The sequence below is a fragment of the Gordonia malaquae genome (genome assembly GCF_037148075.1).
GTDB lineage: Bacteria > Actinomycetota > Actinomycetes > Mycobacteriales > Mycobacteriaceae > Gordonia > Gordonia malaquae.
Genome location: NZ_JBBCUB010000001.1, coordinates 442,349 through 455,958, shown reverse-complemented (window position 1 = coordinate 455,958; position 13,610 = coordinate 442,349). Strand labels below are relative to the sequence as shown.

At 68.8% G+C, this 13,610-nt stretch carries 1 protein-coding gene; it reads right to left on the bottom strand.

The window, feature by feature from the left end; translation table 11 throughout:
• Nucleotides 1–94: 94 nt before the first annotated feature.
• Complete coding sequence (locus WFK36_RS02095; RefSeq protein ID WP_336789255.1) at nucleotides 95–13,609, bottom strand: non-ribosomal peptide synthetase; 13,515 nt, start codon at nucleotides 13,607–13,609, stop codon at nucleotides 95–97.
• Nucleotide 13,610: the final 1 nt, after the last annotated feature.

The following is a 13,610-nucleotide window of genomic DNA, read 5'->3' as shown; positions in this document are numbered from 1 at the left end:
CTGCGCTGATGCGCGTCACTCGGTCGTCCGTCGGATCGACCGTCACTGCTTTCTAGTAAATCACTGTCCGACCCGCGGGCCGTTGGTTGTCAGGTCACTCGAGCGCCCTATCGATCACCGGGCCGATCACGGCGAGCGACTCAGCGTCGGTCATCCCGAGATGGTGGGTCTGAACGTAGTGAGCGTCGACGCCTTCGACGTGCGGCGCCCAGGCGCCGGCGACGCTCTCCGGATCGGCCTTGTCGGCTGTTGCAACGAACACCTGGACCCGCCCGGCGAACGGCTCGGGACGGAGTGTGACCGCGAGGTCCGGCGCCGAGGCGAAGCTGTCCATGATCGCCTCGACCTGCCCTTCCCCGAAAAGACCCATGCCCGCGATCTGCGAACGGATCAACTCGGTCAGGTCCTCCGTGCTCTCCGCGGTGACGTCGTCGTCAAGATCGAACAGAGTGCGCCACCCGCCGAGAACGTCCATCACCTCGTCGGTCGCCATCTCGTCCGCATCAGCGCCGGTCCGCTCGGCTCGTGCCTGAACCGCAGCCGCGATCGACTCCGGATCGTCCGGCTGAGCGTCCATCACACCGAGATAGCCGACGCTCTCGCCCTCGCGCTCGAGCCTGTTGGCCATCGCGAACGCGATGACACCTCCGATGGACCAACCGAGGATGTTGTACGGACCCTCGGGCTGCACAGCACGGATCTCGTCGACGTAGCGGTCCGCGAGCTCCGCGATGTCGGTGAACAAGTCCTCCCCCGCCACGACGTGAGGATCCTGCAGGCCGTACACCGGCCGGTCTGGCAGATATGGCAGCAGACCTCCGTAGAACCACGCCAGACCCCCGGCGGGATGGACGCAGAACAGCGGAGCCTTCGAACCATCGCTGCGCAGCGCGATCACGACGTCGTTCGCCTCCGCTCCGCCCTCCTGCAGCCGACGAGCGAGGTCACGTGGCGTCGGATCGCTGAACAGCCATGCCAGTTCCACGACCAGCCCGTTGCGCTCACTCAACCGCGACCGGACGCGGGTGGCCGACAACGAGTTTCCGCCGACGTCGAAGAACGACGCCGTCGCGCTGACGCGCTCCACGCCCAGTACGTCCGCGAACACCTCTGCGATCGCGGTCTCGACCGGATTCGCCGGGGCCACGTAGTCGACCGCCGTCACCGCGTCGGACGCATTCGGAACCGGCAGCGCACCACGGTCGAGCTTTCCGTTGGCGGTCAGCGGCAAGTCGTCGACAGCCACGATCGCGTCCGGCACCATGTACGCGGGGACGGCACGGCCCACTGCAACCCTGATCGCGGCGGCGTCGACCACCCCGTCGGACACGACGTACCCGATCAGTTGCTCGCCGCGCCCGGGCATGTCCACCACCGACGCCGCAGCCCCGGTCACGCCGTCGGCCGCCGCCATCGCGGTTTCGATCTCGCCGTACTCGATCCGGTAGCCGCGCAACTGCACCTGAGAGTCGCCGCGCCCAAGGTAGGCGATGTCGTCGCCCACCCGACGAGCGAGGTCTCCGGTTCGATACATCCGTGACCCGGCAGGGCCGAACGGGTTGGCCACGAACCGCTCCGACGACAGGCCCGGACGATTCAGGTAGCCCTGGGCCAACTGGCCTCCGGTCACGTACATCTCGCCGACCACACCGTCGGGCACCGGTCGGAGATGGGAGTCGAGAACGCACAGCCCCAACGATGAGAGCGGCCTGCCGACGAAGCTCGCGTCGTCCGCTCGCACAGTCGCCGGGTCGAGCTCACGGAACGTCACATGCACCGTCGTCTCAGTGATTCCGTACATGTTCACCAGCACCGGCCCCTCGACTCCGCTCGGGGAACCGGCGGGGAAGTCGTCGAACCAGCGACGCACGTACTCGAAGTTCAGCTCCTCGCCGCCGAACACCAGGTATCGCAACGACAGATCGACGTCGCCGACATCGCGACGCGCCTGAGCGAACTGGTAGAACGCCGACGGGGTCAACGACAGCACCGTCACCGACTCGTCCGCACAGAACCGCACGAAGGCTCCGGGATCACGTGCGAGCAGTCGATCGACGACAACCAGTCGGCCGCCCGTCAGCAGCGGCCCCCACAGCTCCCAGACCGAGAAGTCGAACGCGTACGAATGGAACATGGTCCACACGTGCGTCGACTCGAACACGAAGTCGTCCGCGGCCGAATCCATCAATGTCACGACGTCGCGATGCGTCACCTCGACGCCCTTGGGACGGCCGGTGGACCCCGACGTGTAGATCACGTAGGCACGTGCGTCCGGCTGGATCGACGGTGGATCGACGTCTGCGCCGGTCCCCCGTTCGACGAGGTCGTCGACGGTGACGACGGCCACCTGCGGCGGCAGCGACGACCACAGACCGAGTCCGGCGGTGGAGGCGTCGACGATCACCGCCGACGGCATCGCGTCTTCGACGATGAACCGCAGGCGATCCTCCGGATTCGACGTGTCCAACGGGAGGTAGCCCGCGCCGACCTTGAGGACACCGAGGATCGACGAGGCGAGATCGACGCTGCGGTCGGTGGCGACGGCCACCAGGTCGCCCGGGAGGACCCCGGTGTGCTGCAGCGATGCGGCGATCGCCGACGACCGAGCATTCAACTCCGTGTAGTCCAATGCCCGGGCGCCGTCCGAGACCGCGCTGTTCGAACCGTGCTCGGCGACGGTGTCCGCGAAGAGGTTCACCAGACTGCGCCCGGCGTTCACGGTGTCCACGTTCGGCGCAGGCAGGTCGGCCGGGCCGTCGCCGAGCACAAGCGCCGACACCGGAGTCGACGGCGCGGTCACTCCGGCGTCGAGGGCGGTGACGAACATGTCCGCGAATCGTGCGACGGTCGAAGCGTCGAACAACTCTGTCGCATAGATGAGCGAGCCAGTCCAGTCGCCCGAGCCTGCCGCGAGCTCAAAAGCGAGGTCGAACTGGGCGGGCTTCTCCGGAGCGTCGACGGGTCGGACCGTCAAGTCTCCGAGCTCGACCGGGCCGCTGTCACCGCTGTCGCCGAACGACAGAATCACCTGGGCCAGCGGCGAGAACGCCTCCGACCGTGTCGGATTCACCGCCTCGACGATCGCCTCGAAGGGCACTGTCGCGTGAGCGAACGCGTCGACGTCGGCAGCCCGTGCACGCGTCAGAAGGCCGTCGAACGAGTCGTCGGGATCCATCGTCGTCCGCAGGACGAGCGTGTTCACGAACATGCCGACGAGAGGATCGATCTCACGCCGGCCTCGGCCCGCGGTGGGTGTCGCGATGGCGACGTCGCACTCTCCGGACAACCTCGCGAGCACCGCGGCCAGCGCGGTGTGAATGACCATGAACGGAGTGACCGACCGCTGGGCTGCGAAGTCGGCCACCCGCGCGGCGACGTCGGCGGGAACGCGCAGCGGGACCGTCGCGCCTCGATGAGACGCGACCTCGGGGCGAGGACGGTCGGTCGGGAGACGCAGCACATCGGGCAGGCCCGCGAGCCGATCGGTCCAGTACGCCAGTTCCCCGCCGAGAACCGAACGCGGATCGTCCGGGCTTCCCAGCACGCGGTGTTGCCACAGTGCGAAGTCGGCGTACTGCACGTCGAGCGGGACGAACACCGGGGCACGATTCTCCGACCGGGCCGCGTACGCCGAGATCAGGTCGGCGACGAGCGGCCGCACCGATTCGCCGTCGGCGGCGATGTGGTGTGCGACGAGCGCGAGCACGTGCTCGTCGTCTCCGGTGGTGAGGAGACGTCCACGGATCGGGAGACCTCGCGCGAGGTCGAACCCTGCGGTGACGACGCGCTCCACCTCGGAGGTGTCGGTGACGACCCTCCAGTCGAGCATCTCCTTCGCGGTCGCGATGTCGTGCACCTGCTGGAACGGCACCCCGTCGTCAGACGGGAACGAAGTCCGCAGCACTTCGTGTCGGCCGATCACGTCGAGCAGCGCAGCGTGCAGCGCCTCCGCGTCGAGCGGCCCCGACAGCGAGACCACGGCGGGCACGTTGTACGTCGCGGCATCCGGCTGAAGCTGGTTGATGAACCACATGCGCTGCTGCGCGAACGAGACCGGAATCCGCTCGGGTCGCGGATGGACGGCGGTGATCGCCTCGAGTGCGGCTCGGTTGCCCGATACCTCTGCCACCAGGTCGCGAACGCTCGGAGAGCCGAACACGTCGCGCACCGACACGTCGACGCCGAGAGCCTCCGACACCCGAGCGACCAGACGGGTCGCCGACAGCGAGTTGCCGCCGAGGTCGAAGAACGACGCGGTGACGCTCACCAGGTCGGTCCCGAGGACGTCGGCGAACACCGCGGCCACCGTCTCCTCGTCCGGTGTTGTCGGCGCGACGTACTCGGCGTCGGCGAACTCGGGTGCGGGGAGCGCACGACGGTCGAGCTTGCCGACGTTGTTGATCGGGATCTCGTCGATCACCATGATGCTCGCAGGCACCATGAACGCGGGCAGTCGATGACGTGCCGCCGTGCGCAGGTCGTCGACCGTCAGGTCGGCGCCCACAACATACGCGGCCAGTGCGTTCGCGGGCTCCCCGACACCCACGACCACCGCGGACACCACACCGGGCTGCTCACGCAGCACGGTCTCGATCTCCCCCAGCTCGATGCGCTGGCCCGCGATCTTCACCTGGAAGTCTGCGCGCCCCGCGAACTCGAGTTCGGCGGCGTCATTGATCCGCACGAGGTCGCCTGTCGCGTACATGCGGCCGCCGTCGCCTGCGAACGGATCGGCGACGAACCGCTCGGCGGTCAGTCCGTGTCGGCGCAGGTAACCCCGGCCGAGGCCGGCGGGCGCCGAGAGATAGAGCTCGCCGACGAACCCGTGCGGCACCGGCTGCAGGCGCGAGTCGAGGACGTACCCGGTGAACCCGCGCACGGAGGTGCCGATGTTCACCGGCTTGCCCGGCCGCAGGGTCGCCGTCGACGAGATGACGGTCGCCTCGGACGGCCCGTAGAAGTTGAACATGTTCTTGCCCGCCGACGTCCATTCGTCGGCGAGTTCCTGCGGGCACGCCTCTCCGCACACGATGAGGTTGCGAAGCTCGACGGCGTTCCCGACGTCCAAGGTGGCGAGCACCGACGGAGTCAACACGAGATCGGTGATCCGCTGCTCCCGCAGAATCGTGTCGAGTGCCGGGCCCGCGTAGTCGGACGCGGGTGAGACGACCATCGTGTGACCGGCGCCGAGTGCCCAGATCATCTCGAAGAACGAGGCGTCGAAGCTCGGCGACGACAGATGCAGGATCCGCGTGTGCTCGTGGTCGGTGCGTGTCCCGGTGATCTGAGCGAGCCGGTCGGCGAGAGTCGCCAGACCTCGGTTGATGTTCGAGGCGGCCTTCGGTCGGCCGGTCGTGCCCGATGTGAAGATCAGGTACGCGAGATCGTCTAGGTGGACGATTCCGTTGCGTTCGGCGTCGGTCACGTCGTCCTCGCCGACACCGGACGCGGCGAGGTCGTCGACGAGCAGCCACCGCGTGTCGAATCCCGACAACCGGTCGACGTGGCCGGGGACCGTGATACCGATCGGTGATCGGGTGTCGTCGAGCATGCCTGCGATGCGCTCGTCCGGGTGCGTCGGGTCGATCGCGACGAACGCCGCGCCGGTCTTGACCGCACCCCACACCGCAGTCACTGATTCGACGGACCTGTCGATGACAACGGCGACGACGTCGCCCGCGCCGACCCCCTCGGCGATGAGACGGCGCGCGACCCGGTTGGTGCGCGCCTCGAACTCGGCATAGGAGATCACCTCGTCGCCCGCGATGATCGCAGGATGTGCCGGGTCCAGGTCGCGGGCGGCGAGCATGTCGACGAACCGAGCCGGGCTCACCGCGTCCGCCGGCGGGGGCAGCACGGCGCCCGCCAGCGACTCATGCGCGACGAGCGGGATGTCGCCCACGCGGCGCTCGGGGTCGGCTGCGATCACCGTCAGGATCTGTCCGAGCGCGTCCGCGAACACCTGCGCCTGTCCGTCGCTGAACGCGGCAGGCATGTACTTGAGGGTCAGCAGGATGCCGTCGGCGGTCGGCGCCGCCCCCAGGTTCAGCGGGTAGTGCGTCGCGTCGGTGACCTCCGCGCCGCGGATCGTCAGGCCTGCGCCCATCGACTCGGTGTCGGCGCTCTCCAGGCTGTCGGTGTCGACGGGATACGACTCGTACACCGTCAACGTGTCGAACAGCGTCGGCAGTCCGGTGAGCGCGGTCAGCTCGGGCAGGCCGATGTGCTGGTGATCGAGGACCTTGACCTTGTCCGCTTGCAGCGCGGCGAGGACGTCGACGGCCTGAGCGTTCGGGTCGACGTCGACGACGGCGGGCAGCGTGTTGATGAACAGGCCGACCATCGACTCGACACCGTCGAGATCCGCGGGGCGGCCCGACACCGTCTCGCCGAACGTCACGATCCGGTTGCCCGTGTACCGCGAGACCAGCAGCGCCCAGGCGAACTGCAGGACGGTCGACACCGTCGCACCGCTGCGGCGTGACAGTCCTTCGATCGCCTCGGTGAGGTCGGCGCCCAGCGGTACCCGCAGGTCCCGCGGCATCGTGTCGGCAGTTGCCTCCACCTGTGCGGCGACGAGGGTCGGTTCGGCGATCGGTGCGAGCACGTCGCGCCACGCGTCGAGGCCGACTTCGTGGTCGGCCCTGCCGACCCGCCGGGCGTAATCGGCGAAGTCGTAGCCGGACGACCCGGCGAGACCGGTGTACGCCGCGCCCGTCGCATAGAGCGCGAGCAGATCCGCCATCACCAGTGGGCCCGACCAGCCGTCGAACAGGATGTGATGGTTCGTGATGACCACACTCGCGCCGTCCGGGTGGCCGACGAGCACCACCCGAAGCAGTGGTGCGACCGACATGTCGAACGGCACGAGCTTCTCGGCGGCGGCGATGTGCGCGGTCTGCGCCGAGTCGTCGACCTCGACCACTCGCCACGGGACGTCGACGCATTCTGGAACCACCGCCACGACGGCTCCGCTCGACGTCTGGACGAACGCCGACCGCAACGACCGGTGGTGCGCCAACAGATCGTTCGTCGCGCGGTGCAACCGATCGGTGTCCACGTCGCCGTCGAGATGCAGCACCGCCTGCGTCACGTACACGTCGACGGCGTCCGCCCCTGCCAGCTGCGACTGGAAGTAGAGTCCGCGCTGCAGCGGCGTGAGCGGCCAGATGTCACATCCGGGGTGTGCCGCGCTGATGGTGTCGAGGTCTGTCTGGGTGACACCGCTGCCGGGGACATCGGACGGAGAGAGCCCGACGTCAGTGCGGGAGGCCGCCACGATCTCGGCGAGCGTGCGCGTCCAGTTCTCGGTAATCTGCCTGACGTCGTCGCCGGACAGGATCGTCGGGCTGTACCGGAAGTCCGCCGACAGGGTGGGCCCGTCCGGGCCTGCGACGGTCGAGGCGTTGATGACCAGGGGCGCCATCGCTTCCAGCCCGCTGTCGATGACCGACGGGAGGAACGGCGCATCGGGGGCGGGCAGGAAGCCGACGTCCTGCGCCGACTCGGCGAGCTCGGGTCCGTCGACGACTGTTCCCGATCCGCCGAGGTAGTTGAACGCGATCGACGGGAGCGGCCGTGTCGACAGTTCAGTGGACGCTCGGTAGCGCAGCAGTCCGTACCCCACGCCGTGTCCCGGCTGGGCGAGTCGCTCCTCCTTGACCGCCTTCACCGCGTGCACCGGATCCAGTGCCGGGTCGACGAGGATCGGTGCGATCGTGGTGAACCATCCAACGGTGCGCGACAGGTCGGCCCGGGTCGGTTTCTCGGCGTCGGCGAGCACGTCCTCATACCGGCCGTGGCCCTCGGACAGGATCGCGACGGGACCGTCGTCGGAGATGCCGACGGCGGTCTGCCAGTCGCGGACCGCCGTCGCGAGCGCCGCCAGCAGCACGTCGGTCGTCGCGCCGCCGAAGGCGTCGGGGACCTCGGAGACCAGCGGTGCGGCGATGGCGGGCTCCACCCGGTGCACCAATGATTCGGTGGCCGAGTAGGCGCCCTTCTCGACGCCGCGGCCCGCTCCGCGAGCGGAGTCGAGCGGGTTCGCCGTGTGCGGGGAACGTGCCAGCCAGTAGTCGAGTTCGCCGGCGCGGTCTGCGGCGTGTGCGTCGAGGGCCGTCGCCCATGCACGAGCCGACGACACCTCGGAGCGGAGACTGACGGGCTGTGATGTGGAGTGCTGCGCCCATGCGGTGACGAGGTCCTCGATGAGGATCGGCCAGGACACGGCGTCGACGGCGAGGTGATGGACGGTGAGGACGACTCGGTCGCCGACGATGCTCGCCCGGACCATCGCCCCGGCGGACGGGTCGAGACGGGACGCGTCGGCTGCGTGCGCGGCCACGATGTCGTCGGCGGTGGACACCGCGGACGCGGGGTCGAACGGGCCTCCCGCGGTGAGGGTCCAGTGCCCGTCGACTCCGCGTTCGAGGACAGCCGACAGCATGGGGTGTGCGTCGACGACCGCGCCGAGCACTGCCGCCAGGCGGTCGACGGTGAGGCCGTCTGGCGCGGTCAGGACCATCGCCTGATTGAAGTCGTTCAAGTCTGTCGGTGTCGGTGACGCGTCGATCAGCCACGACACGATGGGCGGCAGCGGCATCGAGCCGGTCGGGGTGCCGCCCGGCTCGTCGATCATGGGGAGTCGGATCGCGCCTGCGGCTGCGGCACGTGCCATCCCGCGAACAGTCTTGTGTTCGAAGATCTCACGGGGCGTCAGCTCGATGCCTGCCGCTCGGGCTGCGGACGCGAGCTGGATCGACATGATCGAGTCGCCGCCCATGCCGAAGAACGAGTCGGTGACACCGACGCGGTCCCGTCCGAGCAGGCCCGAGACGATCGCCGCCAGCGCCTCTTCGGCAGCGGAGGCGGGGGCGACGATGTCGTTGTCGCCGCCGAGGACCCCGTCGAGTTCGTCGGGGGCGCGCACTGACAGCGCGCGACGGTCGAGCTTGCCGCCCGGGGTCAGAGGCAGTTCGTCGAGGACGACGGCCACGTGCGGAACCATGTGAGCGGCGAGCCGGTGTCCGGCCTCGGCGAGCACCGCGCCGGTGTCGATCGTCTGGCCTGCGGCCGGAACGAGGTAGGCGACGAGCCTGCTGCGGCCGGAGACGTCCTTCGCGCCGATGACGACTGTCGAGTCGACCGTCGGAAGCGACTGCAGGACCGCTTCGATCTCGCCGAGTTCAACACGTTGACCGTTGATCTTGACCTGGTGGTCGGCGCGGCCCGCGAACTCGACCTCTCCCCGGCTGTTCACGCGTACGAGGTCGCCGGTGGCGTACATCCGCGCACCCGGGGTGCTCGAGAACGGGTCGGCGACGAATGCGCCCGACGTCTGACCCGGTCGTCCGAGGTAGCCGCGAGCAAGAGAGTCGTCGGATGCGAGATACAGTTCCCCGACCACTCCGCGGGGCACCTGATGCAGGCGGTTGTCGAGGACGTACGCGGCGAACCCGCGGACCGGATGTCCGATGGTGACCGGCTGCCCCGGAACCGAGACACCGGTCAACGACCAGACCGTGGCCTCGGACGGGCCGTAGAAGTTGTACATGGTGCGGGTCGCGCCGGTCGGTGTGGTGCGGGTCGCGCCGGTCGGTGTGGTCCAGCGGTTGATGAGTTCGGGCGGGCACGCCTCACCGCCGGTCACCAGGTTGCGGATGGTTCGACCGCGCGCCGGGTCGACGGTGGCGAGGACCGTGGGAGTGATGAGGGTGTCCGTGACGGCGTCGCGGTCGAGGACGCGGCCGAGTGCGTCGCCGGCGTACTCGGAGGCGGGAGCGATCACCAGGGTGTGGCCGAGCCCGATCGACCACATCATCTCGAGTACCGATGCGTCGAAGCTGGGTGATGCGACGTGGAGGACACGTGTGTCGGGCGCGTCGGCGGGAGTCCCGCTGACCTCGCGGAACTGGTCGATGAAGTTCGCCATACCCCGGTGGCTCACGCCGACGGCTTTGGGTCGGCCCGTGGATCCGGACGTGTAGACGAGATAGGCGAGATTGTCGACGGAGACGGCCGTGACGGGAAGCGTCGCGGTCGCACTCGACGAGCCGGTTGCGAGGGAGTCGACGTCGATCCACTCGCAGTCGCCTTCCCCGAGGCGGGGGCGGGTAGCGGCGTCGGTGAGGCCGAGGCGCACACCGGAGTCGGAGACCATGTAGTCGATGCGATCCTGGGGGTACGCCGGGTCGATCGGCACATACGCGGCACCGGATTTGATGACGCCGAACACTGCGACGACGGAGGCGATCGAGCGTTCGAGGCCGACCGCGACAACGTCGTCGGGACGCACTCCCCGACCGATCAGGGTGCGCGCGACGGCGTCTGTGCGTTGATCGAACTCGCCGTACGAGACGGTCTGGCCGTCGCAGATCAGCGCCGGGTGGCTCGGATCGACATGACGTGCGGCGAGGCGGTCGGGAAGCGGTGCCGGCACGCTGGCGCCACCGTCGATCGCCGGAGTGGTGCCGCCGACGGAATTGCGCGACTTCACCACGCGAGGTGTTCCGACGAGGTCGATGTCGCCGGTCGCGATCGCCGCGTCGGTGATCATCGCCGCGATCACCTGTACCCAGGCGTCGGCGATCAGCGCGACGGTCGCTTCGTCGAAGAGCGTGGTGGCGTACAGGAAGTCGGCCCGCATCGGACGTTCCGCAGTCGCCTCGGACACCGCCACGGTGAGGTCGAACTTCGCGAACGCCTCTGCGGTGCTCAATGGGGACGCGGTCAGTCCGGGGAGTTCGATGGGGCCGAGATCGGCCCGATTGTTCGCGGCCGTGTGGGTGAACGCGATCTGCACGAGCGGCTGGTGCGAGGTGGACCGTTCCGGCGCCAGATCGTCGATGAGGTCGTCGAACTGGACGTCGGCGTTGGCGAAGGCGTCGAGGTCGACGCTGCGCACCTCGTCGAGGAAGTCGGCGACGGTCTGTGCGGAGTCGACTGGGGTGCGCAGGACGAGGGTGTTGACGAACATGCCGACGAGGTCGTCGAGGGCGGCGTCGGTGCGGCCGGCGATGGGTGAACCGATCACGACGTCCGTCGTGGAGGCGAGTCGGGCGACGGTGATGGCCAACGCTGCGTGCGTGACCATGAATCCGGTGGCGCCGTGCGCACGTGCGAGTCGGTCGACGCCTGCTGCGAGCGCCTCGTCGACGTCGACGCTCAGGACGGCGCCCGCCGTGTCGAGCACGGCCGGGCGGGAGCGGTCCATCGGGAGATCGGTGACGGCGGGCAGGTCGACGAGCTGTTCGCGCCAGTATGCCGTCTGCCTCCCCAACGGGGAGGTGACGTCGTCGGAGCTGCCGAGCACGTCGCGCTGCCAGAGCGCGAAGTCGGCGTACTGCACGTCCAACGGCGGCTGGGGCTCCGCAGCGGCACCGGTTCGCCGCAGGTAGGCCGCCAGGAGGTCACGGACGAACACCGGCGTCGACTCGCCGTCGAACGCGATGTGGTGCGCCGTGATCACCAAGTCGGCGCCGGTCTCGGTTTGCCGGAAGGCGCCGCGGATCGGGAGGTCGGCACTGACGTCGAAACCGCGTGACGCCGATTCGACGAGCCCGTCGAGGTCTGCGGACTCCGCCCACACGAATGCGGCGCGCGCCTGATCTGCGCCGAGCACCTGTTGGAACGGTCCATCGGTGTCGGACGGGTAGATCGTGCGCAACACCTCGTGGCGCTCCAGCACGTCGCCGAGTGCGTCACCGAGAGCGGGGAGATCGATCTCTCCGCTCAGTGCGAGTCCCATCGGGATGTTGTAGGCGGCGGAATCGGTGTCGAACTGGTTGATGAACCACATGCGCTGCTGCGCCGTCGACAGCGGTAGCCGTTGTGGGCGTTCGCGGGAGGTCAGTGCCTCCACGCTGCGCCCGCGACCGGAGAGCGCCGCTGCCAGCTCGCGGACGCTCGGTGCGTCGAAGACGTCGCGGACGGTCACATCGACGTCCAGAGCGGCTGCTATCCGTGCTGCGAGTCGAGTGGCGGCGAGCGAGTTTCCGCCGAGGTCGAAGAACGATTCGGCTGCGCTGACTCGATCCGCGCCGAGCACCGCCGCGTACACGAGGGCGATCTGTGTCTCGACGCCCTCGGCCGGTTCGACGTGTTCAGCGGCGACCAGCTCGGGTGCGGGCAGCTTCCGGCGGTTGACCTTGCCCGCACTGCCCAGTGGCATCTCGTCGAGGGTCATCCAGACGGTGGGACGCATGTACTCGGGCAGTCGCGCGGCGACGACGGCCTTGACCGCGTCGACGTCGACGGTTCGCGGAGCGAGGTACGCGACGAGTTGGTCGCCCGCGGGGAGTTTCGCGACAGACGCTGCGGCGTGCACCACCCCGGGCGCGGACGACACGACGGCCTCGATCTCGCCGAGTTCGAGTCGCTGGCCGCGAAGTTTCACCTGGAAGTCGGTGCGGCCGAGGTATTCGATCCGTCCCGCGGAGTTCCAGCGGACCAGATCGCCGGTTCGGTACAGGCGGTCGCCCGGCTCGCCGAACGGGTCGGCGACGAACCGTTCGGCGGTGAGGTCGGGTCGTGCCGCGTAACCACGTGCGAGCTGCACTCCGCCGAGGTACAGCTCACCGGGGACACCGCGCGGCACCAGCTGGAGCCGCGGGTCGAGGACGAATGTGCTGGTGTGCGGAACGGGAACGCCGATGGGGACGGTCGGGTCGTCGACGGTGACCTGCTGTGCGGTCACGTCGACGGCGGCCTCGGTCGGCCCGTACAGGTTGTGCAGTTCGAGCTGCGGGAGGGCCGTCAGCACGGCCCTGGAGACGGCTGTGGTGAGGGCTTCTCCCGAGGTGAACAGGACCCGAAGAGACGTGAGGTCGGTCAGCCTCTCGCCGAGCACATCGGCGAATGCCGAGAGCATCGACGGCACGAAGTGAATCGCGGTGACGCTCTTCGACTCGATCACGTCCGCGATGTACGAGGGATCGCCGTGGCGGTCGGGTTCGGCTACCACCAGTGTCGCGCCGACGGTGAACGGCAGGAACAGCTCCCACACCGACACGTCGAACGTGACCGGTGTCTTCTGCAGGAACACGTCGGTCGCGTCGAGGGAGTACCAGTCGCGCATCCATTCGAGGCGGTTGACGATCGCGCGATGCGAGACCGTCACGCCCTTGGGACGTCCCGTCGATCCCGAGGTGAACAGGGTGTACGCGGCGTGATCACCACGCAGCGGGCTGATGCGGTCGGCGTCGGTGACCGGTGCGGCGGTCGCCGAGTCGAGGTCGACGGCCGTGTCGGCATCCACCTCGACGAGTTGCACCGCCCCGAGGCCCGCGGGGAGCACGGCGCCCGCTTTGACCAGGGCGATCTTCGCCGCGGATGTGGACAGCATGTACTCCACGCGGTCGGCCGGCGCGTCGGTGTCGACCGGCATGTAGTGGCCGCCCGCTGCGGTGACCGCGTGGATGGCGACGAGGAGTTCCACTGAACGAGGCATCACGACGGCGACGGCCACGTCGGGCCCGACGCCCTCGGTGATCAGCTGACGTGCGAGCACGCTGACACGTCCGGCGAACTCGCGTTGCGACAGTCGCCGATCGCCGAAGACCAACGCCGTCCGGTTCAACGACGTTGCTGCGAGCCCTACCACGTTCGGCACC